General features: G+C 42.7%; 26 protein-coding genes and 1 tRNA gene. 10 read left to right on the top strand and 17 right to left on the bottom strand.

Annotation, left to right across the window (positions count from 1 at the left end; translation table 11 throughout):
* Positions 1–443 precede the first annotated feature (443 nt).
* Positions 444–3,281 carry a flavodoxin domain-containing protein gene (locus G337_RS27670; RefSeq protein ID WP_051303128.1) on the top strand — a complete coding sequence of 946 codons (2,838 nt, stop codon included), beginning with the start codon at positions 444–446 and terminating at the stop codon, positions 3,279–3,281.
* A 34-nt stretch (positions 3,282–3,315) separates the two neighbouring features.
* Positions 3,316–3,552 carry a hypothetical protein gene (locus G337_RS0109900; protein ID WP_028863746.1) on the top strand — a complete coding sequence of 79 codons (237 nt, stop codon included), beginning with the start codon at positions 3,316–3,318 and terminating at the stop codon, positions 3,550–3,552.
* A 76-nt stretch (positions 3,553–3,628) separates the two neighbouring features.
* On the opposite strand, the gene folE2 is transcribed toward G337_RS0109900, so the two are convergent.
* Positions 3,629–4,549 carry a GTP cyclohydrolase FolE2 gene (folE2, locus tag G337_RS0109895; RefSeq protein WP_028863745.1) on the bottom strand — a complete coding sequence of 307 codons (921 nt, stop codon included), beginning with the start codon at positions 4,547–4,549 and terminating at the stop codon, positions 3,629–3,631.
* A 315-nt stretch (positions 4,550–4,864) separates the two neighbouring features.
* Here folE2 and arcB point away from each other — a divergent pair, with 315 nt between their 5' ends.
* Both arcB and G337_RS0109885 read left to right on the top strand, forming a co-directional pair.
* Entirely contained in the window at positions 4,865–7,123 is a 2,259-nt protein-coding gene (gene arcB, locus G337_RS0109890) for an aerobic respiration two-component sensor histidine kinase ArcB (RefSeq protein ID WP_028863744.1), read from the top strand.
* Positions 7,124–7,235: 112 nt separating this feature from the next.
* Positions 7,236–8,195 (top strand): S49 family peptidase, encoded by a 960-nt coding sequence (locus G337_RS0109885; protein ID WP_028863743.1) that lies wholly within the window; start codon positions 7,236–7,238, stop codon positions 8,193–8,195.
* A 57-nt stretch (positions 8,196–8,252) separates the two neighbouring features.
* On the opposite strand, the gene bepA is transcribed toward G337_RS0109885, so the two are convergent.
* Positions 8,253–9,695, bottom strand: coding sequence for a beta-barrel assembly-enhancing protease (gene bepA, locus G337_RS0109880; protein WP_051303126.1), 1,443 nt, complete (start codon positions 9,693–9,695; stop codon positions 8,253–8,255).
* 168 nt (positions 9,696–9,863) lie between these two features.
* On the opposite strand from bepA, the gene G337_RS0109875 reads away from it, so the two are divergent.
* Complete coding sequence (locus G337_RS0109875; protein ID WP_084605328.1) at positions 9,864–10,097, top strand: sulfurtransferase TusA family protein; 234 nt, start codon at positions 9,864–9,866, stop codon at positions 10,095–10,097.
* A 16-nt stretch (positions 10,098–10,113) separates the two neighbouring features.
* The gene (locus G337_RS0109870; RefSeq protein ID WP_028863740.1) at positions 10,114–11,193 is read left to right on the top strand and encodes an AI-2E family transporter; all 1,080 of its coding nucleotides are present in this window, start codon (positions 10,114–10,116) and stop codon (positions 11,191–11,193) included.
* Between the two features lie 32 nt (positions 11,194–11,225).
* Here the strand turns inward: G337_RS0109870 and bcp are convergent, their stop codons facing one another.
* From bcp to ccoN, 11 genes are all read right to left on the bottom strand, one after another.
* On the bottom strand, positions 11,226–11,690 hold the full coding sequence (gene bcp / locus G337_RS0109865) for a thioredoxin-dependent thiol peroxidase (RefSeq protein ID WP_028863739.1): 465 nt from the start codon (positions 11,688–11,690) through the stop codon (positions 11,226–11,228).
* Positions 11,691–11,735: 45 nt separating this feature from the next.
* A complete protein-coding gene (gene uspE / locus G337_RS0109860; protein ID WP_028863738.1) occupies positions 11,736–12,671 on the bottom strand; it encodes a universal stress protein UspE in 936 nt (311 codons plus the stop codon).
* Positions 12,672–12,793: 122 nt separating this feature from the next.
* Positions 12,794–13,537: an FNR family transcription factor gene (locus tag G337_RS0109855; RefSeq protein WP_028863737.1), complete on the bottom strand. Its 744-nt coding sequence runs from the start codon at positions 13,535–13,537 to the stop codon at positions 12,794–12,796.
* Between the two features lie 692 nt (positions 13,538–14,229).
* Complete coding sequence (locus G337_RS0109840; RefSeq protein ID WP_028863736.1) at positions 14,230–14,913, bottom strand: sulfite exporter TauE/SafE family protein; 684 nt, start codon at positions 14,911–14,913, stop codon at positions 14,230–14,232.
* Positions 14,900–15,109, bottom strand: a complete 210-nt coding sequence (ccoS, locus tag G337_RS0109835) for a cbb3-type cytochrome oxidase assembly protein CcoS (protein WP_028863735.1) — start codon at positions 15,107–15,109, stop codon at positions 14,900–14,902. The genes G337_RS0109840 and ccoS overlap by 14 nt, the downstream gene beginning before the upstream one ends.
* A 59-nt stretch (positions 15,110–15,168) precedes the next feature.
* The gene (locus G337_RS0109830) at positions 15,169–17,562 is read right to left on the bottom strand and encodes a heavy metal translocating P-type ATPase (RefSeq protein ID WP_028863734.1); all 2,394 of its coding nucleotides are present in this window, start codon (positions 17,560–17,562) and stop codon (positions 15,169–15,171) included.
* A complete protein-coding gene (locus G337_RS0109825) occupies positions 17,562–18,038 on the bottom strand; it encodes a FixH family protein (RefSeq protein WP_028863733.1) in 477 nt (158 codons plus the stop codon). The genes G337_RS0109830 and G337_RS0109825 overlap by 1 nt, the downstream gene beginning before the upstream one ends.
* A 401-nt stretch (positions 18,039–18,439) precedes the next feature.
* Complete coding sequence (gene ccoP, locus G337_RS0109820; protein WP_028863732.1) at positions 18,440–19,399, bottom strand: cytochrome-c oxidase, cbb3-type subunit III; 960 nt, start codon at positions 19,397–19,399, stop codon at positions 18,440–18,442.
* A complete protein-coding gene (locus G337_RS0109815) occupies positions 19,399–19,614 on the bottom strand; it encodes a cbb3-type cytochrome oxidase subunit 3 (RefSeq protein WP_425414429.1) in 216 nt (71 codons plus the stop codon). The genes ccoP and G337_RS0109815 overlap by 1 nt, the downstream gene beginning before the upstream one ends.
* A gap of 37 nt (positions 19,615–19,651) precedes the next feature.
* Positions 19,652–20,254 (bottom strand): cytochrome-c oxidase, cbb3-type subunit II, encoded by a 603-nt coding sequence (gene ccoO, locus G337_RS0109810; RefSeq protein ID WP_028863730.1) that lies wholly within the window; start codon positions 20,252–20,254, stop codon positions 19,652–19,654.
* Positions 20,255–20,269: 15 nt separating this feature from the next.
* Positions 20,270–21,700: a cytochrome-c oxidase, cbb3-type subunit I gene (gene ccoN, locus G337_RS0109805; protein ID WP_028863729.1), complete on the bottom strand. Its 1,431-nt coding sequence runs from the start codon at positions 21,698–21,700 to the stop codon at positions 20,270–20,272.
* Positions 21,701–21,933: 233 nt separating this feature from the next.
* Between ccoN and G337_RS0109800 the strand changes: the two genes are divergently transcribed.
* The gene (locus G337_RS0109800; RefSeq protein ID WP_245597651.1) at positions 21,934–22,434 is read left to right on the top strand and encodes a hypothetical protein; all 501 of its coding nucleotides are present in this window, start codon (positions 21,934–21,936) and stop codon (positions 22,432–22,434) included.
* 218 nt (positions 22,435–22,652) lie between these two features.
* On the opposite strand, the gene G337_RS0109795 is transcribed toward G337_RS0109800, so the two are convergent.
* The 4 genes from G337_RS0109795 to G337_RS0109780 form a co-directional block, all read right to left on the bottom strand.
* On the bottom strand, positions 22,653–23,099 hold the full coding sequence (locus G337_RS0109795) for a DoxX family protein (protein ID WP_028863727.1): 447 nt from the start codon (positions 23,097–23,099) through the stop codon (positions 22,653–22,655).
* 9 nt (positions 23,100–23,108) lie between these two features.
* Entirely contained in the window at positions 23,109–23,852 is a 744-nt protein-coding gene (locus tag G337_RS0109790; protein ID WP_028863726.1) for an HvfC/BufC N-terminal domain-containing protein, read from the bottom strand.
* Complete coding sequence (gene bufB / locus G337_RS0109785; protein ID WP_028863725.1) at positions 23,839–24,702, bottom strand: MNIO family bufferin maturase; 864 nt, start codon at positions 24,700–24,702, stop codon at positions 23,839–23,841. Before bufB ends, G337_RS0109790 begins: the two co-directional genes overlap by 14 nt.
* 117 nt (positions 24,703–24,819) lie before the next feature.
* The gene (locus G337_RS0109780; protein WP_028863724.1) at positions 24,820–25,077 is read right to left on the bottom strand and encodes a BufA1 family periplasmic bufferin-type metallophore; all 258 of its coding nucleotides are present in this window, start codon (positions 25,075–25,077) and stop codon (positions 24,820–24,822) included.
* A gap of 229 nt (positions 25,078–25,306) precedes the next feature.
* Between G337_RS0109780 and G337_RS0109775 the strand changes: the two genes are divergently transcribed.
* The 3 genes from G337_RS0109775 to G337_RS0109765 all read left to right on the top strand — a co-directional run bounded on the left by G337_RS0109775 (position 25,307) and on the right by G337_RS0109765 (position 26,884).
* The gene (locus G337_RS0109775; protein WP_028863723.1) at positions 25,307–25,873 is read left to right on the top strand and encodes a sigma-70 family RNA polymerase sigma factor; all 567 of its coding nucleotides are present in this window, start codon (positions 25,307–25,309) and stop codon (positions 25,871–25,873) included.
* A complete protein-coding gene (locus G337_RS0109770; protein WP_028863722.1) occupies positions 25,866–26,579 on the top strand; it encodes a DUF3379 family protein in 714 nt (237 codons plus the stop codon). Before G337_RS0109775 ends, G337_RS0109770 begins: the two co-directional genes overlap by 8 nt.
* Before the next feature lie 229 nt (positions 26,580–26,808).
* Positions 26,809–26,884 (top strand) — tRNA-Asn (locus tag G337_RS0109765).
* Positions 26,885–26,898 lie beyond the last annotated feature (14 nt).

The raw sequence follows: 26,898 nt of genomic DNA, 5'->3' as shown, positions 1-26,898 counted from the left end.
GCGTAGAAATTAAGCCTCTCTGTCATCAGAGCTGCAGCTTAATAACGTATTGACCTTACTCTTGATTATCACATTTCTCCTGGTTTTCTCCGCTACAGCACAATAGGGCTTAATAATACCAAATCCGATAATTATCTACTCATTTATACTGGTTAAAATGAATGCTAGTTAAACATAAATAACATTTGTGTTTTGGTTATTGATTTTGCAATTAGAACAACTAGTTACTGCAATCAATGCCTTGCTTTCATCCATTTTTTCTACGTCTAAATAGATCATCTAATTAACGGAATTGGTATAACAGCTTTATTGACAATCTGTTTTTTATAAGTAACTATGTACTGCGCGGTACATTTGTTTTGTTAAGGGGATTCCTTTTGAAGACCGCCGCCTTCAGTCCGTTCTGACTGTACAAATAACAGAATAAATAAGCAGAGTAATTTATGAAAACTAACCTATCCGTGCATTTTAATAAAATCTGGAAGTTATTCGCCTGGTGCACATTAATTCTGGCTTTTGTTGTCGGTAATATTGCCTCCAAGGCTGACTATTTGACCTTAGTTAAAGCGCAGTATCCGGATTACAACTGGAGCCGTAGTGAAGCTTACCCTGATTTACCGGTTGTATTTACTGATGCTGCAGACAGCACTGATCAAGCACTGCTAATTGCTGTCGGTAAAGGATTCGGCGGTCCTTTTATACTTGCTGTGAAAGTGCACAAAGAGGCGCAGACCGCTCGAATAAAAGAAGTAACAGTTTTGTCGCATAAAGAAACACCCCCGTATCTGCAGAAACTGATCAAACAGAACTTTTTCCGTCAGTTTATAAATAAACAGGTCGGCAGTGATTATATTCTGAGGGATGATATTGACGCTGTTTCCGGTGCAACGATTTCATCAAAGGGTTTTACTAAAGCTATACGTGAGACTGTGCATCAAGGGGCACAAAATCATCTCGGCTATCAGAAGACCTGGCAGAGCGCAAAGTGGGCTCCCGGCATTAATGAGGCTTTAATGACGGTACTGTTCGGCATTGTTTTAGTTGTTGTCTACGCTCCGAAAAAAATTGCCAGACCTTTTAAGTTTCTGCTGCCCTTTGCTTCTCTGGCTTTTGTCGGATTTTATATGAACGCCTCTATCAGCCTGGGCACCTTAGCCGGGATTGTAATGGGGTATGTTCCCGAGTTCAGGCAGCACCCGATCTGGTGGATTCTGGTTGCCGGTGTGCTGAGTGCGATCCTGCTGCTGGGACGAAACCTGTACTGCGGTTATTTGTGTCCTTTCAGTGTTGTTCAGAATTTACTGCAGAAAATAAGCGGTATCAAACTTGCCCTGCATCCCGCCATGGTTAGAAATGCTCAAAGAGTTGTTTACGGCCTAAGCTGGTTTGCACTTATTCTTATTTTCTTATCGCGTCATCCTGCTTTAGGCTCTTACGAACCCTTCAGCATGATGTTTTCCCTGCAGGGCATGGGACTGCAGTGGTACATCTTACCCATTAGTCTGTTTGGCTCTTTTCTTATTCCGCAGTTCTGGTGTCGTTTATTCTGTCCTGTTGGTTTGTATCTGACTGAGGCCGTTCGTCTGCGCCAGGCTGCAGTGAACAGAGTAAGTAATATCTTTGTTAAAGAGCTAAGCTGTCCGAGCAGTGCTGCTGAAAGCTCCAGTAAAAGAGCTGCTGCAGTTACTATTGTGTTTGCTACGCAGACCGGCAACAGCAGAGATCTGGCTTATCAGCTAAAAGCTGCCTGTGACAGCGGCGGATTAGCTGCTCGAGTTAAATCTATGGCTGATTTTCAGCTTGCGCAGTTAAAGCCGCAAAGCCGCCTTATTATTGTTACCAGTACCTATGGTGAAGGCGAACCGCCGCAGGATGCTGTGTCTTTTCATCAACAGCTCTTTGCCGATGATGCTCCCAGATTAAATCATGTGCATTACGCCGTATTAGCCCTGGGTGACAGCAGCTACCGTTTTTTCTGCAGAACGGGAATCGAATTTGATCGACGCCTGAGTGATCTTGGCGCGCTGTGTTTTATAGAACGTGCTGACTGCGATCGGGATTACCAGGAACAGGCCGGTAAATGGATAAAAGCAGCTGTGCAGATTTTACAAAGCAGATCTGCAGGCGGCGCTTTTGATACTGTTAAAGCGCCTGTTTTAAATGCTCCGAAGCAGATCAACAGCTGTGACAAACCGGTATTCTCTGCCCGGCTGCTGAGCAGAAACAGGATCAGTGATAAAGGCTGCGCAAAAGGTTTTTATCATATAGTACTAGCTGCACCGGACTCCGGGATCCAATATCAACCCGGCGATCTGCTAAGTGTTACTTTTGAAAACTGTGCTGAACAGGTTGATGCTCTTCTGCACAACCTGTCTATTTCACCCTGCAGTGAAATAAAGGCCGGCATAACAATTCGTCAGGCCCTGATAACATCCTTTGAATTAACTTTGTGCCGCCCCGGGTTTATTGAAAAATATGCACTGCTCAGTCAGCATCAGGAACTGCTGGATTTACTTGCTGACCGAGAGCATGTTCGAAATTATGCCGCCCGGCATCAGATATTTGAAATCGTGCGCAGATATCCTGCCGCTGTTTCTGCGCAGGAGTTTCTGTTGTGTCTGCGCAGAGTGACGCCGCGAAAATATTCTATTGCTTCAAGCAGCTCAGCGATAGGTGATGAAGTGCATTTAACGGTTTCTCTGGTGAACTATCAGGCTGACGGTTTTGATTATTGCGGCGGTGCCTCTGGTTTTTTAAGCCGCCGGGCTTCTATCGGTACAGAGATCCAGGTATTTATCCAAGAAAATAAGCATTTCCACCTGCCGAAGTGCACTGATACAGCGGTAATTATGATCGGCGCCGGCTGCGGAATTGCTCCTTTTCGTGCATTTATGCAGGAACGTGATGTACAAAAACATCAGGGCAGGAACTGGTTGTTTTTAGGCAACCAGAATCAGGAACTTGATTATCTGTATAAAAATGAATGGCAGGGGTATCTTGAACGGGGAGTGTTAAATGCGCTGGATCTGGCTTTTTCCCGTGATCAGGAAAATAAAATATATGTTCAGCAGCGGATATTAGAGCAGGCCGACCAGTTCTATAACTGGCTGGAGCAGGGGGCACACATTTATATCTGCGGAGACAGGTCAAATATGGCCGTCGGGGTCGAAGATGCGATTGTGCGGGTAATCGAGCTGCAGGGCAGTATGTCCCGCGGCCGGGCATTATCCTATCTGGCCAGCATGAAACAGGAAAAACGTTTTTTAACAGATATTTATTAGGCTGTTTTTATTAATCTAGTATAAGGAGCAGATTTTGAATCAATCTTTGAATTCAGGCAGAAGAAAACCTAAAAGCGCCGGTGTTTTTGAAACTAAACTAAGTTTTGCTTTAGCACTGATTACTCTTTTATTAATATCTGCTTATTTTACTCAGTCGCTCTTAAGTATTGAGGAGCAGGGCATAATCACGGATGTCGTTGAAAGAATCGAAGCGCAGGCTGTACCTGATAAAAAAAGCAGACAAAGAGAATTTATCGATTATCAGGAGTGAAGTGGTTGTGTTTAATCTGCGTAGTAAAAACAGCTGCAGGTTTTAAAGCCGCAGCTGTTTTGTATTCTGGTTAAGGTCAGGCTGAATAACCGCCTTCGATGCCTTTGGTGGTGATAGAAACCGCATCGTGGGCATGCAGGCTTTCATAATGGTTAACACGCAGCCAGAAATCATCAAATTTACTCTGCTGATGAAGTGAATACTGCAGATGACGAGCCGCGTCTTCACAAAACATTAAGTTCTGTCCGTTTAAGCGTGCAAACTCCTGCTCATCTTCACGCTTTACCGCCGCCTGCACGGGGGTTTTAAGCGTCTCTTCAACTAAATCTATCAGCTCGATAACCGGGAATGAAGAGTTCGTTTTGTTGAGTTTAACTTTCACTTCCACAATACTGCGCTGGCTGTGCGGTGTTGCCACAATACCCTGAGTTGAGCCTAACCAGCGTAATACTTCATCTTTACTGATTTCTGCCTGCTGGTCGTATTTCTGCAGGAAAGCATCCTGAATAAGCTGACGTGCTAAGGCTGCTGAACAAGGACAGGTTGATGAATAAGGTACATTAACCTGCAGTTCAAGTTCAAGATTACCATCGGTCAGCAGGCCGTTGATAATAACCGGATAAGCTTTCCAGCCGCGTTTTTCACTGATTAATGATTTACGGCGCAGGTGATAATCAAAAGCAAACTTAACAAAAGCCTGCTGGCTGAGTTCATGGTGGCTTTTAATAAATCCTTCCAGCAGAGTTGTTAGTGTTTCAAGTGTTAACTCTGATTCAGTAGAAAGCTGATCCAGCTGCAGGTACAGGCGGGACATATGAATGCCTTTCGCTTGAGCATCTCCAAGATTAACAAATAATTCAGCACTGGCACTTACTTGTTGCGGCGCGCAGTCATCTGTTTGTACCATCAAAGGTAGCTCGATATTACTCATACCAACACGGTCGAGTGTACCCTCGGTTTGAGCTTGTGCACTATTTGCGATATCTGGCATTGCCATTTGGAAAAACTCCCTTAAACAGTAAGTGTTATCAATAGCCGGGCCAACTGGGAATTTGTATTTATAAGCGGCTGGGTGTACTGATAAAATAAAAATTTAGGCGGTGCATTATAGACCTGTTAAGGAGAATTAAAAACCACGAAATGAAAAGGATTAACAACAACTTCTTATAATATAGGCTTACGGCCTGCCTTAATTGCCTTAATACAGATGATTTTTTCAATTTAATTGGAAAAATGCGTAATAACTTTAATAAGTTGAAATGATTTTTGATTACAATGGAATAATTTTTTATTTTAAATGACTGAGATGAATGTGAGTATATTTAACCTTAAAACCTGGGTTCACTATTATGTAGCTTTACTGAAAAGGTCCGGGACAATTCGTTTCAGCCTGATCCTTGCCGTGGCAATTATTTGTGCTGATTCGGTACTTCAAATGTTACTCGCCTATTACTTTGATCGACCACTGGATATCGTCAGTGTTTCACGCTCATTTATTTTAGGTTTATTAATTACCCCCTGGGCGGTGTATTTTTTAACTGTGGTTGTCGGGGATTTAGAAGAGGCCAGAGAACACCTTGGAAATACGGTAGCTACCTTAAAAGTTCTTCTCAATAACGATCAGGAAAAAACCCGTGCCTTAGAATCTGAGATTATCGAAAGAGAGAAAACTCAGCTTAAGCTTGAAGAAAGCGCCATATTATTACGCTCCTTTATTAATACCTCACCGGATCTGGTTTTTCATCGTGATTTACAGGGGCGCTTTGTCAGCTGCAACAAAGCGATGGAAGTGCTGACCGGTAAAACCGAAAAAGAACTTATTGGTCTTACCCCCTTTGATATCTACAGCGAAGCTTATGCTAAGGAAGTGGTTACACGAGATAACAAAGTTAAGGAAACTCAGCAGGAGCTGATCCACGAGCACTGGTTACATTATCCTAACGGCAAGCAAGCCTATTTTGAAGTACGCGCCCTGCCGCTTTATAACAGCCATAAAGAGTGTGTCGGCATTATCGGTTTCGGCAGGGATATCACCGAACGTAAAAAACATCAGGAATATCTGGAAAAAGCCAGTCGTGATAAAACTACCTTTATTTCTACCATAAGCCATGAGTTAAGAACACCGTTAAACGGAATTGTTGGTTTAAGCCGTATGCTGCTGGACGAGAAACTGACCAGTGAGCAGATGAAACATCTGAAAACGATTCATATGAGTGCGATTACTTTAGGCAATATCTTTAATGATATTGTTGATTTAGACAAACTGGACCGGCGCCGTTTGAATCTGGTTAGTAATCATATTCATATGGTTGATTTTATCAGTGACTTAAAGAGTTTAGCTTTTATCCAGGCGGAACAGAAAGGTTTAACACTGCGCTTTGAACAGCAGGGAGAGCTGCCTGATTATATTGATGCCGATGATACACGGTTACGACAGGTTCTGTGGAACCTGATCACCAATGCCGTCAAATTTACTGAGCAGGGGGAAGTCTGCATCCGCTGTTACAGTGAGCGTGAAAATGATCATAGTGCAGAGCTCTGTTTTGAAGTGCAGGACTCTGGTATTGGTATTCCAGAAGATCAGTTTGATAAAATTTTTGCTATGTATTACCAGGTGAAAGGTAATAAACATGCCACGGGAACCGGTATAGGTCTGGCTGTTTCCTCGAAAATCGTTAAAGCGATGGACGGCAGGATAACCGTTAACAGTGAAGTCGGCACCGGCAGTACTTTTAAATTATGTTTTCCGGTGCAGTGTCCGGATAAAGGGCTTGAACAAAAAAGAGCACTGCCCGCACTGCCGGGACTGTCTATTTTATTAGTTGAAGATATTGAACTGAATATTTTAGTCGCCAAGGCATTATTAGAAAAACTAGGGCATCAGGTCGAGTGTGCTGAAAACGGCGAGCAGGCATTGCAGAAAGTTGCCGCTAAAAAGTATCAGTTAATTTTAATGGATATCCAGCTGCCCGATATGGACGGCTATCAGATCACCAGTAAGCTGCGTGAGATACACGGCGAAGATCTGCCGCCGATTGTCGCGCTGACGGCTAATGTATTTGCAGATAAAAAGCAGTTTATTAAGCAGGGAATGGATGACGCGTTAGGCAAACCTTTGAGTATTTTGCCTCTCAATGAGATGATCAAAAGGTTGTTTGTTTCTGTAGACGCACTAGAAAAAAATGAGCAGCTATGCGCAGAGCAGGTCCAGGTGACACAAAAAGTATTGTTTGATGAAGTGATGTTAACGGAGTTACTGGAGTTTCTGCCGGTATCTGTGATGCTGGAAAACGTCGCTTTGTTAGAAAAAATGATGCCCGATTATCTGCATATTTTAGATTCAAATATGACAGCAAAAGATAAAAAAGGCATTGTCAGCGAAGCACATAAAATTAAAGGAGCCGCCGGCTCAGTAGGTTTAAAGCGTATTCAGGAGCTAGCGCAGAAAGTGCAGTCTCCGGATTTACCAGCATGGTGGGACAATATTGATGACTGGGTAGAGTTACTTAAATCAGAATATCAGAATGACATAATTGAACTGAAGAAATGGATTGCCGCTGCTGGTAATTAATCATTAATGCATGAACTAAGCCGCCTGTTGTAAGGTATGTGAAGAATTGAGTGCTTTATTATCGGCGGGGATTTAGAATAAAACCTTTGTAAATATCAAATGGGCGTAATAAATGGAAGATAATTCACAACAGGAAAAATGGCTGCAGGGGGTTATGAAAGAGACCTTCTCTGAACAGAAAAAAGCACGACGCTGGGGAGTTCTGTTTAAAAGCTTAACTTTTATTTATCTGTTTATTCTATTGATATTATTTATGAGTGCCGGCCCGGATATGGGCAGTGATAAGCAGAATGACAGCCATACAGCTATGGTTCAGGTTAACGGTGTAATTGCGGCGGATCAGGACGCTAATGCCAACTCGATTGTTACCGGGCTGCGGGAAGCATTTAAAAATGAACATAGTCAGGCCGTTATGCTGGTTATCAACAGCCCCGGCGGCAGCCCTGTGCAGGCAGGTTATGTTTATGATGAAATTAAACGTCTGCGCGGTCTGCATCCTGATAAAAAACTGTATGCTGTTATTGCTGAGCTTGGCGCCTCCGGCGGTTATTATATGGCGGCCGCCGCTGATGATATTTATGCGGACAAAGCGAGCCTGGTCGGCTCTATCGGGGTGACTGCATCAAGTTTTGGTTTTGTGGATCTGATGAAAAAAATGGGGGTGGAGCGCCGTCATTTTACATCGGGTGAGCATAAGGCATTTTTAGATCCGTTTTCACCGGCTAAAGAGGAAGAGCAGCTCTTCTGGCAGGAAGTACTGGATGTAACGCATAAGCAGTTTATAAAAGTAGTGGAAGAGGGGCGCGGCGAGCGTCTTAATAAAGCTGGATCGACAGTGGAACTATACTCAGGTCTGATCTGGAACGGTGAACAGGCCCTTAAACTCGGTCTGATTGACGGTTTAGGCAGTCCCGGTTATGTTGCCCGGGAAATTGTGAAAGCTGAAAATATTGTTGATTATTCAGTGCGTCCGTCAACGCTGGAAACGATAACTAAAAAACTGGGTTTATCAATAGGCTCCGGCCTTGCCTCACAGCTGAAATCTGAAACGAGTGATTTTACCCTGCAGTAGCTTTGTATAAAACAGCTCCGAAGCAAGGGATAAAATATTTTATCCCTTGTGGACTGCTTATTTTAATGACTGCAGACGCAGGTCATCTTTTTTATAAAGTTCAATTTTTGCACTGTAACGCGCCTGATCTAATTTCTTATCTGCATAAACCAGTGCACTGCCCATCTCCTGGCTTGCCTCTCTAAAACGTCCCTGCAGTGCTAAATACTGTGCTCTGCTGGCGTACTCCTTAGAGCGGATGTTCATAATTTTGTAAAGATCAATGGCTAACAGGTGCGCCAGAACATGCTCCGGGTGTGAACGGATAAACAGTTCGAGTTTTTTCTCTGCTTCTTTGTACTGTTTGTTTTCCTGCAGTGCGATCACCAGGTTGAGCACGATAACCGGGTTATTTGGTGTTTTTTTATAAAGAGCTGATAATGGTGCAATAATTTTCTTCGGGTTTTTTAATGCAAGCGCAGTATCTGCTGCTAAGTCGTTATAAAACAGGTTGCCCGGCTGCTCTTTTAATAACTGCGCATTGATCTCCTGGGCTTTTTCATAATCTTTATTCTGAAAATAAGCCAATGCCAGACCGTATAATGCGGCTTCTTTTAACTGATATTTATGGTTTTTAATTTGACTCTGATAAAAACTGACTGCGGCTTTTGCTGAAATGTTATTGTAACGAACCGTAATTCGCGCTTTGCTCAGCTGATAATCGAGGCTGTTTTTATAATGCTTTTTCTCGAACTGACCTGCCCGCAGGCGTGATTCAGCTAAACGGGTTTCTGGTAAAGGGTGAGTTGACAGCATCTGCGGCGGCATATTGGCATATTTATATTTTTCCGCCAGTTTACTGAAAAAATCGGCCATGCCGTAAGGATTGTAACCGGCGCCGGCTAATGTCTGTATACCTATTCTATCGGCTTCATATTCATGCAGTCTGGTATAATTAATTTGTGACTGTGCTGTTACGGCCATGGTGGTGGTTAAGGCCGCCATGCCGGCCGTTGGAGAAACAACAGCAAGCAGCAGAGAGCCCGCAAGTGCAGCTAAAGAAGCGGGGTTACTGAATGACTGCTGTTCAATCATACGTGCCAGATGACGCTGGGTAATATGCGCGATTTCATGGGCGATAACACCAGCCAGTTCACTTTCGTTTTGAGCGTATAAAAACAGCCCGGTATGAATTTTTACATTGCCGCCTAAAAAGGCCGCCGCGTTAATCTCTTTATCGTCAATAAGAAAGAAGTTGAAGGGAAGTTTTACTGAATCAGCATGGCTGACCAGGTTTTGCCCTAAGTCTTCAATATAATAATTTAAAACCGGATCATGAATAATCGGCAGTCCCTGATTGGCCATTAAGCGGAATGCCCAGCCGTACTCTTTTTCTTTTTCAATTGTTAAAGCCCCCGCGCCGACGGTGCCGATATCAGGAAGTGAATTCGACGCATGTGTCGCGCTGCTGAGCAGTGAAAAGAGAAAACAGAGTGAAATAATCACGGATTTTTTAAGCACAATAACCACTCATGAGAAAAAGATAATAAAATCATAAACAAGCTTCAACTTATTGCAAGCGATGATTGTCTTATATAGCTGTAAAGGTAATAATCACTGTAGTGATGAATGTCTGGTATAGCTGTGAAGGTAATAATCCTGTACTGTTACCCTATTTAATCAGGTCCGATGGAAACTTTAGATTTACGAAGTAAACAATGCCCGATGTCGCTGGTAACCTTAAAACGTCATCTGCTGCATGAGCATCATTCAGACAAGTCACTGCATCTGTTATTCTCTAGTGAGCCTGCGATGCAGGATATTATTCGCTATCTTGATAAAAAATCTTATTTATATTCGATAAATAGATCGGATAGCCAAGTGTCTCTGATTATGCAGATCAAAGCACAAAAATCAAACTAAAGGTGTTATTAATTATATGTTTAGACAGCTAGCTGAGTGGTATAAAAACCGCTTTTCAGATCCGAATTTGAGCGTGCTTTTTTTATTACTGATCAGTGCTTTTTTAGTTTTTTATTTCTTCGGCAGTATCTTAGTGCCGTTATTTGTCGCGTTAGTACTTGCTTACTTACTTGACTGGCCGATTAACTATCTGATGCGTTTTAAGATTAACCGTACGGTTGCGACACTGATTGTGATGCTGGTATTTATATCTATAGCCATTTTTGCTTTTTTAGGCCTGTTGCCGACGGTATTTAAACAGGGAGCCGCTTTAATTCGTGATCTGCCGGCCATGTTTAATGAATCACAAGCATACCTGTTAACTCTGCCCAGCCAGTATCCGGATGCGATAGATCCGGTGACCGTCTCGCATATTGTTGATAATCTGCGAAATTATTTGTTAGACAGCGGCGGTTTTCTGCTGTCGCAGTCATTTGCTTCGCTGCTGAATATTGCCGCATTAATTGTTTATGCGATTTTAGTACCGTTAATGATGGTTTTTCTGCTTAAAGATAAAGAGGTGTTAATCGCAAGTGTTGTGCGTTTTCTTCCTAAAAATAGAAAGTTAGCGAATCAGGTCTGGTTGGAAATGAACGACCAGATAATGAATTATATTCGCGGTAAGGTAATTGAAATTTTTATTGTTGGTGTCGCGACCTATTTTGTTTTCTTTTTTCTAGATCTTAGATATTCAGCGCTGCTGGCAGTATTAGTCGGTTTGTCGGTATTAATTCCCTACATTGGAGCGGCAGCTGTTACCGTGCCCGTTGCCGTTGTGGCACTGTTTCAGTGGGGGCTTACACCTCAGTTTGCCTATCTGATGGTTGCCTACGGGGTGATACAGGTACTGGACGGTAATCTGATTGTTCCTATTTTGTTTTCCGAAGCGGTTAATCTGCACCCGGTTGTAATTATTATGTCGGTACTGATATTCGGCGGTTTATGGGGATTCTGGGGCGTCTTTTTTGCGATTCCTTTAGCTACTTTAGTGAAAGCGGTATTAAATGCCTGGCCAAGCCATCAGATGCAGACTGAAGATACTGAAAAGGTAGAATAAAAGGGCGCATGGCCCTTTTCAAAAACTAGAGGTTAACCCTGCAGATAATCAAGAACAACCTGATGATGGTCTTTGGTTTTAAACTTATCAAAGACTTTTTCAATATTACCCTGCTCGTCAATTAAAAAACTGATACGGTGGATACCGTCATATACTTTACCCATGAACTTCTTTTCTCCCCAGACGCCGAATGCATCGGCAACCGCATGGTCTTCATCGGATAATAACGGGAAGTTAAGCTCTTTTTTATCAACAAAACGTGCCAGCTTTTTCACCGGATCCGGGCTGATACCGTACACCAGGGTATTAAGCTCTGTAAGCTCCGCTTTTGCGTCACGTAAACTGCAGGCCTGAGTGGTACAACCAGGCGTTAAAGCTTTCGGGTAAAAATACACTAATACTTTTTTTCCGCTTAAATCGGCTAATGAAACACTGTTGTCCTGGTCGTCTTGTAGTGTAAATAGGGGGGCTTTATCCCCGGCTGCTAATCGGTTCATATTTCTCTCTTTTAGTAAGTAAGCAGCGGAATTACCCGTGCTTATTTATAGTTTAATGGGGCTTATAAAACCTTCTGGTTTTAAAGCAAGTAAATCACAGTTTAAGCTGTCGATAACCTGTTCTGCGGTGTGCCCTAATAAAGTGGCGCTTAAGCCGGAGCGGCCGACAGAGCCTAAAATAACCAGTTCAGCATCTATCTCATTAGCAATATCACTAATCACGTCTTCAGGTAACCCTTGTCTTAAGTGGGTTCGCGGCGCTAAAATTTGATGAGACTCGGCATATTCATTTAAGGTTTTCTGGTGGAATTTTTTTAATCCGTCTTCGTAATTAATCGGATCAAACTCGGGCAGTTCCAGCATGATATTCATCGGCGGACTGGGGAAAGCGTTAACGATATGAATATTAGCTTCAATCATTTCCGCAATGGCTTTAGCTTCGCTTAAAATCTGTATATTAAGTTTATGATGATCTTCGTCCTGAATACTTTTACAGTCGATAGCACAGAGAATGTTGCCGTTTTCAGGCCATTCGTGGTTTTTAACCAGTAAGACGGGGACAGGGCATTTGCGTAATAAATTCCAGTCGGTAGGAGTAAATAAAATCGCACTTAATTTGGAATGCTGGTGGGTCGATTTAATTACTAAGTCATGTTTATTTTGTAATACTTCAAGAATTGCCGCCTGGAAAGGGCGGTTATGCCAGCGGACCAGGCAGTCAATATTTAAGCCTTTTTCCTGATACGGTTGAGCGAGTGCCAGCAGCCATTCTTTGTTTTCTTTGACTACGATATTCTGCATTGCCTGACGCTCTTCAGCAGAGCTTAATGATGTCATTTCATAACTGAGATCATAGCAGCATAAAAACAGCGTTATTTTTGCCCCTTTCTCTTTCCGGGCAATTGTCGCTGCCCGGTCAAAAGCGGGCTGAGACTCTTGGGTTGGATCAATGAAAACTAAGATGTTTTGATACTTAAGCATAACAAACTCCCAATAAACTACTGAAGATATATATAATTTAGATCAGAAGAGTTAAAACTGACAGCCTTTTCATCACGGAAAAGGCTATTTGCCGGAGGGGATGTTAATAACAGTGCTGCATATCAATCTTTTTTGTTAGCACCTGCTAGTTCTGCTAGCTGTTCTTCATCTAAGATACTGATGTATTTGCCTTTTACTGCAATCATATTGCTTTTTTGGAAGCGTCCTAAAAGACGGCTGATAGTCTCAACGGTCAGACCTAAATAATTGCCGATATCACCGCGTGTCATTGATAAACGAAATTCGCGGGGAGAAAATCCGCGAGCTGAAAAACGAACTGACAGGTTATGGATAAAAGAAGCAAGACGTTCTTCGGCATTTTTCTTGGAAAGCAGTAAAATCATATTCTGATCACCGACAATTTCTGCGCTCATCAGGCGTAAAATCTGCTGTCTTAATTTCGGCATCGTTGTAGATAAACTATCGAGAGTATCGTATGGAATTTCACAGATCATTGCTGTTTCAAGTGCCTGTGCAAAACTCGGGTGTGTGCCTGAACTGATACCGTCAAAACCAACTAGGTCACCGGCAAGATGAAAAGCTGTGATCTGTTCATCACCCTGCTCTGTGATCGTATAAGACTTCAGGGTGCCGGAGCGAATTGCGTAAAGGCATTTCATTTCCTGGCCGGCTTTGAATATCTCCTGACCTTTTTGAATGGGTTTTTTACGATCAATAATATTATCTAAACGATCTAATTCAGTTTCATTAAGAGAGTAAGGGATACATAATTGACTGATACTACAGTCTTGGCAACGAATTGCACAACCGCCGTTTTGCACACGATTAGTAATGCTTTTTTCCATAGTTCTTATATTTCCAGTTTTGATTTAAATCAATATTAGCATTAATTGAAGTCGCTTTGAATACTTTCTAAAGATTTGTGGCGGCTGCAGACATTTTTACGTTAAAAATTGTGTGCTGTGCAGGTATGTTAAAACCTTGTTAACCCCTTACTGTATGCGGTTTTAAAGCGATAATCGCGTTAATGAGACGCATTATTGCCTGCAGTGACGAGGCGCCGGTTAAAAAAATAAAAGCCTGCACTGCTGTGTCTGTTTTTAGAACAATTGTTGAAAGGCTGGACATAAATTCTGCACAGGCGATTTTTTGCTCCTGGGGTTGTATACGTTTCCACTTTTCATGAGCAAAAGCAGTGCTGAGGGAGACTTAAAGGTGCTTATTTTTAAAAAGTTGATTAGCAGAAAAGACAACGGATATAGCGTTTTATTTTATGAACGATTATTCAGCCTAACTGTTTAAGCGCGATATAAAAGGTATGCATCGCAAAAACAGCTAATAATAAGTCGCTGCCGTAGCGGAACAAATCTATGCTGCTGGTTAATAAGTGTTTTATTTCACAAGCGATTATTCAGCCTAACTGTTTGAGTGCGATATAAAAGGTATGTACTGCAAATACGGCAAGTAATAGGCCGCTGCCGTAGCGGAACAAATCTATGCTGCTGGTTAATAAGTGTTTTATTTCACAAGCGATTATTCAGCCTAACTGTTTGAGTGCGATATAAAAGGTATGTACTGCAAATACGGCAAGTAATAGGCCGCTGCCGTACCGAAACAGGTGGTGGTTAAGAAAACCTTTTAACTGGTGGCTCAGTGTACCGACGGTGAGCATGGCTGGTAGTGTGCCCAGGCCGAATCCAAGCATAATAATAAAACCATGGCTGGTCGAGCCGCTGCTGGCCGCCCAGGATAAGGTTGAATACACTAAACCGCAGGGTAACCAGCCCCATAAAAAACCCAGCGGAAAAGCAAACAGCGGGTGTTTTAAGGGGATAAAGAGCTGGGCTGCCGGTTTTATAAACTTCCAGATAAACTGTCCGGCCTGTTCAAGCTTTATCAAACCAAACCAGATGCGTGCTACATATAATGCTAAGAAGAGCATCAGTACGGCAGCCAGCATACGCAGATAAACTAAGGCTTCTTTACCGCCAAAGAAAACAATAAGCGCGCCGCTGCTTGCCGCAAATAGTGCTCCGGCAAGAGAGTAACTGCTTACTCTTCCCAGGTTGTATAAAAACAAAGATAACAGCGAAGACTGTCTGCTCTGCTCTTTTTTGACGGAAAATGTTATTGCACTGGCAATCCCTGAGCACATGCCTAAACAATGTCCTGCACCTAATAAACCGATCAGCAGGGCCGCTGTAAAATCATTGATCAGCATTTTTTTCTACCGGTTTTTTTTCTGCCTGTGCTGTTTTGTTATCTGTATTTTCGCGCATCTCTTCATCGAACAAAATATTAATACCTTCGCGATCTAAATCATCATACTGGTTTGATTTTACAGACCAGAAGAATACCGCAACGGCGATGGCGACAAATACCATGGCAATGGGGATTAATACATAAATGATGCTCATTTTATTAACCTTTAAGAGTAATTATCAGCTGAACTTAATGAGTCTATTATTCAGTCAGCTTATTTTAACAGGCGCAGCGAATTAGTCACAACGATCAAAGAGCTGAAAGACATGCCTAACACGGCTATATAGGGAGGAACATGCCCCATAACGGCCAGCGGTACTATGATCAGATTATACCCGCTGGCCCAGCCGAGGTTTTCCTTAATGATACGGGTTGTCTTCTGCGCTGTCTGGCGCAGTATTTTAAGTTTGTTTAAGTCTTCACCTAATAAAATAACATCTGCACTGTTTTTGGCGATATCTGTACCGCCGGCTAATGCCACCGAAACATGCGCACCTGCTAATACCGGTGCGTCATTAATACCGTCACCGATCATCATGACATTATGCTCTGTCTGCAGCTTGTGCAGATGCTCAAGTTTACCCTGCGGGGTGACACCTTTAACTAAGTTGTCGATTTTTAATAAACAACATACTTCTTCACTTTTCGCTGAAATATCACCGGTGAGCATGGTGCTTTTAATGTTTTTCTGAGAGCAGTAATCAAGCATCTGCGGTGCACTGCTGCGGAGCTGATCACCTAATTCAAAGACCGCAACCAGCTGCTTATCCAGGGTTAGATAAATGAGCAGTTCCTTACTGTCGACTGGTTTTTCAACTTCACAAAACAGAGCATGACCAAGTCTTACCTGCTTTTTCTGGTAATCAGCCTGCAGGCCGTGACCGGGTTTATTAAGAACATTCGTTAAAACAACACTGTTCTGCTGCTGTTCTTTAAATGCTAAAGAAATCGGATGCTCGGATATCTGCTCTAACTGCGATGCTATATCAATACACTGCTGTACAGAATAGTCTGCGTAGACTCGGGTATTAAGCAGTAAAAAATTGCCTTTTGTTAAGGTGCCGGTTTTATCAAAAACCATATGGTCAACTTTGTTAACTGTCTCTAAAACATGGTGTTTTTTAATTAAGATGCCCTGTTTATTAAGCTGGGCGGTAGCGCAGGTTAATGCGGTTGGTGTTGCTAAAGATAAGGCACAGGGGCAGGTTGCGACTAACACCGAAAGGGTTATCCAGAACGCCTGATCCGGATCAATAAGACTCCAGCTGATATAGGTCAGTGACGCCACAATCAGCAGGCCGCCGACAAAGTAGCGGGATACAATATCAGCAACAATTTCAACTCTGGGCTTATTAAGCTGGGCGTTATCCTGCAGATGAATAATATCGGCGATTAAGGTATTACCAGCCGCTTTTTCAACGCGTATCAGCAGCGGGCTGGTCACATTAACCGTACCGGCAAAGACCGGGGCATTGATACCTTTACTGACAGGCAGGTGTTCGCCGGTGAGCATAGATTCTTCAATATTACTTAAACCGTCAATAATAACGCCGTCAACAGGCAGAGTTTCACCTGGTTTAACTAAAATAATCTGACCGGCATTGAGTGTTTTCGCCGGAATAAGACTTTGCTGCTGCGGTTTATTTACATCTTCAATCAAGGCCGCCATCGACGGTAACAGGCGTAATAAATTACTGCTGGTTTCTGAGGCTTTACGTCTTGCTCTAAGCTCTAATAAACGCCCCAGCAGCAGCAGAAAGGTGAACATGGAAACCGATTCGAAGTAGACTTCGCCGCGCCCGACCAGAGTTGCATAAGCTGATGCACTGTAAGCCCCTAATAAAGCAATTGAAATAGGGATATCCATACCTAAGGTTTTATTGCGAATATTACGCCAGGCATTGGCATAAAAAGGCTGTGCACTATATAACAGGACCGGGGTTGCTAGAATAAGGCTGACCCAGCGGAAGTAATGGATAAACTCCTCTTCCATCCCGGAGAAAAAATCCGAGTACAGGGCGATGGCAAACATCATAACCTGCATGGTTGCCAGACCGGCAAGGCCTAAACGGCGCAGATAGGATTTAGCCTGCCGGGTATAAAAGGCTTCCTGCTTATTAACTTGAAAAGGATAAGCTTTGTAACCGACTTTCTGGATCTCGGTAAGAATTCGGCTGAGTTTAAGCTGCTGTTTATCCCATTTTATAACCGCTCTATTAAGTGTGGTATTGACATTAATAAAGTTAAGCCCAGGTAAAAAACGCAGCTGCTTTTCGATTAACCAGGCACAGGCTGCGCAGGTGATCCCCTCAACGGTAAGGGTGATTTCGCTGCTGCTGTTGTCCTGACTGACAAAATCTTCCTGAATCTGCTCGATATCATAGTGCTGCAGCTGCTGCAGCTCTTCGGGCACCAGCGAAGTGACTTTTTCTGCATTTTCGCTGCGGTGGTCGTAATAGGAGGTTAAACCGCTGTCAACAATGGTCTGTGCGACGGCTTCGCAGCCGGGACAGCACATAGCTTGTGAAATTCCCTTGATGGTAACCCGGAAGTTACTGTCAACGGGATTCGGCTCGCCGCAGTGAAAGCAGTTAATGTTCTTTTCCATTACAGGCTGAAGTTTTCTGTCGGCAGTACAATGGATTTCTGTAAGCGCCAGCTTTTATCAAAGGGTTCAATGCGCAGCATCCACTTGCCGTTAAGGTCATTCTCTGATTCAAAACGGAAGCTGCCGGCAGCATCGGCTGTTAATAACTGCGAGACGTCTCTGGCGGCTAAGGTTGAGTGGTGTAATGAAAAGTTAATCGGTGTTTTACTGTCAATGCCGGTTAATTTAACAATAAGCTGTTTATCATGATGCTCAACATCTGCCCCGATATTGCGTTTTTTAGCATTGTTCAGCAGTGTTCGGTCTTCATTAATTGCTTTGCCTTCTGAATAATAATCATCAACAACCATATCCGGTTTATTATCTATTGCGGTAAATAAAAGGCTGGTAGCGCCGACAACGGCAGTCATCGGTAAAATGATTAAAAACCACGGCCAGAATTGTTTAAACCAGCTTTTATTTTTAGTTGTGTTCATGAAATGCCTATAAAGAGATAGATTGCAAATTTAAGGGAATTTAACATAGCATTTACAAATTGTGAAGGCTATAAAAAAAGCCTCAAAATGAGGCTTTTTATGTCAAATTAAAGTAACAGATACTCTGATACCCGTTATCATTCAAGATGCAAAAATCAGCAAGTCGAGAGGTGAACAGCTTCTAGGCGTGAAGGTAAAGATCTAACGGGTTAAATCGAGACTTCACAACAACGAAGATGTTTGCCTCTCGGCTTGCCCCGCAGGTCACTCGCTCGAAAACCAATACTGCGTTGCAGCATTCGACAAGGGCCTGCCATTGTCATCATACTGCGCCTTGTCTTGGTATCCGAGCGGGTGACTGATAAATGCATTTTGATTGTTAACGGGTATATCACCAGCGGCTATTTTTCCTGAGAAAGAGAATAAACAAAAGCGCTGATCAGGTGGATTTTATCTTCACCGAGTATCTCTGACCAGGCCGGCATAACGCCGCTTCGCCCGTTACGAATAGTGTCTTCAACGGCTTTACGTGAGCCGCCGTACAGCCAGATTTTATTAGTCAGATTCGGAGCACCAAGAGCATGATTACCGGTACCGTCTGCCCCGTGACAGGCTGCACACATAACAAAGCGTTCTTCACCGGCTTGTGCTTCAATTGCATTAACACGGCGGCCGCTTAGTTTAAGTACATAAGCCGCTGTTTCTTTAATACCTTGTTCACCTAAGATATCTTTCCAGGCAGCCATAATTCCCTGACGGCCGTGCATGATACTGTCTTTAATCGCCTGCGGTTCTCCGCCGTATAACCAGTCATTATCTGCAAGATTAGGGAAACCAGTACTGCCTCGTGCATCTGAGCCGTGACACTGGGCACAGTTCTGCAGGAATAAACGCTGACCGACTTTTACAGCTTCCGGATCTTCAGCAACTAAGGTCAGATCTTTATAAACACCGTTTTCATCGTAGGCAAGTTCTTTAAATACTGCACCGTATTTCTCTTCAGCAGCATTCATTTCCCGCTGGTACTGCGAATGAGAGGTCTCTGCTAATTTCGCAGACTCTTCTTTCGACATAACGCTCTGCTCGGAGCTTGTCCAGTCCAGCAGACCGTTCCAGTTTGCCGTATAGCTTGGAAATGCAAAGGTATAGAGCAGGCCGATCACAATGGTAAACCAGAATAAACCTGTCCACCATTTAGGCAGGGGATTATTTAATTCCTGAATGCCGTCAAAGGTATGCGGCATCGGCTGACCTTCTTCTACACCAGTAGTATTCTTCGAAGTAATTCGAAGGAGCACAGCACACCCGATGATAACGATTAGCGTGATGACAGTGATCCATATTGTCCAGAAAATGCTCATTATTTCTTAGCTCCTGTATGTTTGCTTGATTCGCTTTCAGACGTTGTCGAGTCTTGAGGCTCATCGAAAATCGAGTTGGCGATATCTTCGAAAGTCTTTTTTTGTTTTTTACTGTATGCCCATAAAATCAAGCCTACAAAAATAACAATCAAGAACAGGGTGTATAACCCGTTAAAAGTAGCGAAATCCATATAATCTCTTATATTTGCAGGCATAACCCGACACCGTCAGGTTATGCTTTCTCTAATATTATTATCTAAAAGCGTGTCCAAGTGACTGCAGGTAGGCAATTATCGCCTGCATCTCAGTCTTGCCTTGTACAGCTGCTTTAGCACCAGCAATATCTTCATCAGTGTAGGGAACACCAAAGTTGTCTCTGAAGATTGAAAGTTTTCGAGCAGTATCCTCACCGGTCAGCACATTATCAGCAAGCCACGGGTAAGCCGGCATATTTGACTGCGGCACTACATCGCGCGGATTAATCAGGTGCACTTCATGCCATGCATCTGAATAACGTTCACCGACTCGCGCTAAATCAGGACCGGTACGTTTTGAGCCCCACAGGAACGGATGTTCCCATACGCCTTCACCGGCAACACTGTAGTGACCGTAACGCTCAGTCTCAGCACGGAAAGGACGGATCATCTGGCTGTGACAGTTACTGCAGCCTTCGCGGATATAAATATCACGGCCTTCCATTTCCAGTGCTGTATACGGACGTAATGTATCAACCGGTTCATTGGTTTCTTTTTGAAACATTAGCGGTGTTATCTGTGCCAGGCCGCCGAAGCTGATTGCGATGACGATAAAAACAGCCAGCAGACCGACATTCTTTTCAATAAATTCGTGTTTCATTATCTAACTCCCTGACTACCCAAGCTCTTGAAGCTTGATAGTACCGTCTTTTGCAGTAACTGTTTTGTAGGTGTTGTAAGCCATGATCAGCATACCGGATAAGAAGACTAAACCACCGATAAAGCGGATAGTGTAGAACGGGTATGATTTTTCCAGTGACTCAACGAAGGTGTAAGTTAATGTACCGTCGTCATTTACAGCTCTCCACATCAGCCCCTGCATAACACCGGAAATCCACATTGCTACAATGTATAAAACCGTACCGATTGTTGCTAACCAGAAGTGCAGATTAATCAGTGCAACACTGTACATGCCTTTCTGGTTAAACAGACGCGGCACTAAGTGGTAAACAGCACCTATGGTTATCATCGCAACCCAGCCAAGCGCACCTGAGTGTACGTGTCCGATTGTCCAGTCAGTGTAATGAGATAATGCATTTACCGTTTTAATCGCCATCATCGGACCTTCAAAGGTAGACATACCGTAGAAAGACAGAGAAACAACTAAGAAACGTAAAATAGGATCCGTACGCAGCTTATGCCATGCACCGGAAAGGGTCATAATACCGTTGATCATGCCGCCCCATGACGGAGCAAACAGGATTAACGACATTACCATACCTAACGACTGAGCCCAGTCAGGTAATGCTGTGTAATGAAGGTGATGCGGGCCGGCCCAGATGTATACTGCGATTAGAGCCCAGAAGTGCACAATTGATAAACGGTAAGAGTAAACCGGACGGTTTGCCTGTTTTGGCACAAAGTAATACATCATACCCAGGAAACCGGCTGTTAACAGGAAACCAACCGCATTATGTCCATACCACCACTGCACCATTGCATCAACGGCACCGGCATAAATCGAGTAGGACTTCATGCTGCTCATAGACAGCGGTATAGCCAGATTGTTAACGATATGCAGTACTGCAACAGTCAGAATAAAGGCACCAAAAAACCAGTTAGCAACGTAGATATGGGATGTCTTACGCTTAACCAGAGTTCCGAAGAAGACAACTGCGTACATTACCCATACCAGGGTAATTAAAATGCCGATCGGCCATTCTAATTCTGCATACTCTTTTGCTGTTGTATAACCAAGCGGCAGTGAAACAACAGCAGATAAAATAACCAGCTGCCATCCCCAGAATACCCAGGAAGCCAGCGGTCCGCCGAACAGTTTTGTCTGACAGGTACGCTGGACAACGTAAAAAGAGGTCGCCATTAATGCTGAAACACCAAATGCAAAAATAACGGCATTAGTATGTAACGGACGTAAACGGCTGTAAGTTAACCAGGGCGTATCAAAGTTTAATGCAGGCCAGATTAACTGGGCGGCAATCAGAACTCCGACAGCCATGCCGATGATACCCCAGAGAATGGTGGTAAGTGTAAACTGACGTACAACTTTCATGTTGTAGTCAGGCTGAATTGTAGTTGCGGTTGTCATTATTTTGATTCCATGCATTTATTTACAATGTGCGTCTGTTCTGACGTAAAATAAGTAATCATTTTTCAGAAATAAATTATGTTTTTTGCTTATTCTGCTCAAACATGGTTTATTTGCGCAGAAGTTTACGTGAAGAAAAATTAAATGAACAGAATTTGGTTGTTAAATTGTTAATAAAACGGCCGTTTATGTTAAAAACTGGGTGTTACCCACTATTTTTACAGGGATTTCAAATGTTATCAAAAAGTAGAGTTGTACAATTGCTGGTTATGATGTCCGTTTTTACGGCACTGGTTATCTGGCGGACACTTGATGCTGATCCGGTTGAGAAAGAGACCGCTGCTGAAAAAATGCCGGCTGCTGAAAACAGCGGGCAGAATACAGCAGAAGTGCTGCGCTGCGATTATTTTACTCCCTGTGAGTTTGTCTCTGAGCAGGGATCTTTCTGGCTGAGTGTTGATAACCCGCCGATCAAGGCCGAGGAGTGGATTAACTTTAACTTAAAAAGTTCTAATCCCGACTGGCAGGTAACGGATGCAAAAATTGTTGGTAAAGAGATGTTCATGGGGCGTATTCCGGTTACTTTTAATACTGTAGAAAAAGGATTGTTCAGCGCCAGAACCTTAGTTGGTTCCTGTATTACTGAGATGATCTGGCAGTTAGAGATTAATATTGAAATGAACGGTCTAAAACAGGTACTTTTGTTTGATTTTGCGGTTAACGGTATAGGTTAACTATACCCGTTATCATTCAAGATGCAAAAATCAGCAAGCCGTAAGGTGAACAGATTCTAGGCGTGAAGATGAAGATCTAACGGGTTAAATCGAGACTTCACAACAACGAAAATGTTTGCCTCACGGCTTGCTGATAAATGCATTTTGATTGGTAACGGGTATATACTTTGAGACTGAACTGCTTCCGTAATCCCTGAAGCAGTTCATTTAAGGTGTTGTTATTTAGTTAAAAAGCGTTTTTTTAAGGGATTGTCTAAAGATATTAAACCGGCACCCCAGACAACATTTATTAAGATCATTAAACCCCATAGTTTATGATCATAAAATCCGCCGTCCCAAAGCACCGGATAGGAAACAACGGCGACAATATTAAATACAAATAAAACTACAGCCATAGGTCTGGTTAACAAGCCTAAAAGCAGAAACAGCGGCAGGATCAACTCTGCTGCTGTACCTAAATAAGCCGCTAGCTCCCAGGGTAGAAACGGCACCTGATATTCCTCTTCAAAAAGGTACAGGGTGCTGTCCCATGTGGTTATTTTCAGATAACCTGATTTTAAAAACACACTCGCGACCCAGAGCCGGGTGAACAGCAGCAGCAGCGGGGTAAAATAACAATGCATTTTCTGTACACTGTGCTGATATAAGCTTAATAATTTATCCATAAATGTTCCTTAATTCAGTGTAAATCCGTTAACAAGATGTTTTTCCAGCAGCGCAGGTAAATGCTGATGTAATTCCTGTGGTTGTATCTGCCCCAGCGGTCTGCTGCGTTTAATCTGCTCAGTTAATGCATATTCGTGAGATGTAAGTGCTATAAGTTCAACTGAAAAGTCGGGTTGTTTTTTGAGAGCCATGTAACAGTCGTGAGCGAGATCTGTTTCCTGTACCTGTTTTTTCATGAGCATTTGATATAAATGCTGAATATCCTGCTCACTGTGAAACAGAGTCACCTGCTGAGGTATATGAAAAACAATATCTGTAAACTGTTCAGGCTGCACTTTGGCCAGCATAACTACATCAAGCAGTGCTGTTTGTATGTGCGCATTAGCTGTCTGTTCTAATAACCATTCGAAGCGTGCCGTTTCGGCTATATAGGGCATCTCTTTAAGCTGTTCTAAACTCCCTAGGAAGTTATAGAAACCGTCTCCATAGGCCATAATGTTATTTTCCTGCGGCGGCTGCTGTAAAATAAACTGCCTGGCGGCTGCATTAAAAAATTCTTCACCTACTAGGGCTAATGTATGCTGATAGGTAACCGTAAGTGCTTCGGTTACGCCCATTACAAAACTGTTGCGGTAAACCTGCAGTAAATCTTTACTGGAAAATGAGTCCCTTTCTTTTATTTGTCCGCTGATCAGATCATTTTTGTATAATAGAGCGTCGCTGAACTGATGCTGAAGTTCACTGAGTTTCATATTCATACTCCAGGTTAAAAACTTTCTCTCTGATCTTTTCGGCTTTGTTTTTTTCACTGATTAAGTCGGTCAGAGGCGGGATCTCCAGATCCCATTCAATCAAGGTGACTGCATCTGTTTTTGTTGTTTTTATATATTGTGCATAAATATCCCACACAGCCTGGCTGACATAGGTGCTGTGGCTGTCAATTAAAATAGAATCGTTATTAATTTCTTTGCGGGTAAATCCGGCTAAGTGAATTTCCTGCACAGCCTGGTCATTGATAACCTCAAGGTACTGGTCGAGCGAAAAATTATGATTCGCTGCGCTGACGTAGATGTTATTCAGATCCAGTAATAAACCGCAGCCTGTCCGGCTGACTATTTCATTTATAAATTCCGGTTCACCCATATCGATATTTTTATACTGTAAATAGGAGGAGGGGTTTTCAATTAAGATCTGACGCTGCAAAAAGTCCTGCACCTGATTAACATTGCTAACGAAATTCTGCAGTGCTTCTCTGGTATAGGGAATCGGCAGCAGATCATTAAAAAAGTTACCCTGCAGGGAGCTCCAGCTTAAGTGATCGGAAACTAATGCAGGCTGAAAAATGTCGATTAACTGCTTTAACTTGGTTAAATGATTTTTACAAACCGCTTCACTGCTGCCCAGCGATAAACCAATACCATGAAAGCTCAGCGGATAATGCTGAGCAGCCTGGTGCAGATAATAAGAGTTCCGGCTGTCCGGGTTGAAGTAGTTTTCACTGTGAATTTCTAAGAAACCGACATCAGGTAATAAATTCAGGATATCCTGGTAATGAGGCGCCCGCAGACCTATACCGGCCGCGCCTTTATTAATTTTTTTCACTTAAATTATTCCCTAATAAAAACGGATGGGGCATTTATGCCGTGTAATTGTTAATAAATTAGGCATTTAAGCCAAGCTGAGCAGTAACCGGCTTGGCTATAAAGCGAATATTTAAGCTTACTTTGGTGTTAAGCTGCCGCCTGCAATTTTGTCACATAACCCTTTAGGGACCGCAAGAAAAGCATCGCCCTGGTTATCAACCTTTGAAGTGCCTGCACATGAGCTGGTTTTAGTTGCGCAGTCATTTTGACCAGCAGCTGCAATGCCGTAACACTTTTCTTTACCTGCAGCCATGGCTGGTGAAGAAACCAGTGCGCCGCCTACTGCAATTAAAGTTGATACTGTTGCCGCCAGTGCCATATTTGTTTTTTTCATAATAGTGGTCCTTTATATAGTAAAATGAGTTAAGCAGAAATTGCGTGCTTAGTTCTTGTAATCAATAATATAAACCGAGTATTTGGCAAAAAAATTTCATATTATTTAAACTTTTTTTAACTTAAATTTAACATTGATTAATAACCGAACATTATCAATGTGTTAGGATTGTGTTTTATTTGCTGTAAAGGATTAAAAGTAATGTGGGATTTTCTGGAGAAAGGAATAAATGAATATATTTACTCGAAAACGAAATAAAAGTTCCGAGTCTTCGGTCTTTAAAGATATGAACAGAAAACAGAAACGTTATGAAGCGCTTGTTAATGTCTATAGTCCGGATCTATATCGTTATGCATATTGGATCTGTCATGACCCGGATATTGCACAGGACTTAGTACAGGAAACGTGTCTTAGGGCATGGAAAAGCCTAGACAGTTTATTGGATGACAAATCAGCCAAAGGCTGGTTATTTACAATACTGCGCCGCGAAAATGCGCGCCGCTTTGAGCGAAAGCAGTTATCTATGGTAGATATTGAGGATTATGAGGTTGCAGATCAATACGATTCATCCGCTGAAATGGATAATGAGTTATTGAGACGAAAAATATTAGCTCTGCCAAGTGAGTATAAAGAGCCTTTATTACTGCAGCTTGTGGCTGGTTTTAGCGGAGAAGAGATTGCCGGTCAGCTTAATCTGAATAAAAATACGGTGTTAACTCGCCTGTTTAGAGCAAAAAATTTACTAAAGTCATCTTTAACAACGGTAACTAAAGAAAGCGGGGCAGCACATGGATGATATTTTATTTCGCCATACAGCAATTGCGACACCTAATGACAAAAGTGATGAGTTTTTGCAGCGGGCAGCGGAAAGCGAGCAGAATAAAGCACTGGTTAATGAGGCCGCCTCCTTTGATGCAGAGCTGCAGTCGTTATTAAAGGTCGATGTGCCGGACGGTTTAGCTGATAAAATTCTGTTAGAGCAGAGCTTTGAGGCTGAAAATAACCGAACATTAAGCAACCGCTGGCATATTGCGATTGCCGCATCCATTGCTTTTGTTATCGGACTCAGCCTGCCTTTATTAAATACCCTTAGTCATTCGCCGCTGGATATAGGCACGGCTGCAATGAAACATGTGCAGCAGGAATATTACTTCACAGCTAAAATCAACGAGCAGGCTAGCCTTGCTATGGTTAATGCTAAACTTGCCAGTTACGGCGGTAAAGCGCAGTCTGATTTAGGAAAAGTTTTATTTGTTAACTATTGTAATTTTGAAGGTACTCCTGCATTACATATGATAATGGAAGGTGAAAAAGGCCGTGTTACCGTATTTGTTGTGCCTGATGATGCTGGTTTTGTTGATGCTGAAAAATTTAATGATCAGCATTTAAAAGGTTTAAGTGAAAAAATGGGTAATGCAAATGTGGTTATTGTCGGAGAAAGAGATGAGCCGCTGGAAAAAGTGCAGTTAAAACTGCAGGAAAACATTTTGTGGGATATTTAGTCAGTTTTCTGTTTTTACGGATTTAACAGTCAGTAAATGCCCGGATATGTGATTGGTTGCTTGAATTCTCAGCAACCAATTTTTTTATGCGCCTTTTTTGTTGACAGAAAGATCTGCAAAAAATATACTGCGCCCGTCTTCAAAACACAGGCATTTAAATAAATGCTTGTTAGGAATGATAATCCGTAAAACGGATTATTCGTAAAGAATAAATATTTCTAAAGACAATTCCTCTTTAGCTCAGTTGGTAGAGCAACGGACTGTTAATCCGTGTGTCGCTGGTTCAAGCCCAGCAAGAGGAGCCACATTCAGTTAAGCC

Source organism: Psychromonas aquimarina ATCC BAA-1526 (assembly GCF_000428725.1).
Taxonomy (GTDB): Bacteria; Pseudomonadota; Gammaproteobacteria; order Enterobacterales; family Psychromonadaceae; genus Psychromonas; species Psychromonas aquimarina.
The sequence above is the reverse complement of the archived record's forward strand: the minus strand, read 5'-3'. Positions and strand labels throughout refer to the sequence as shown.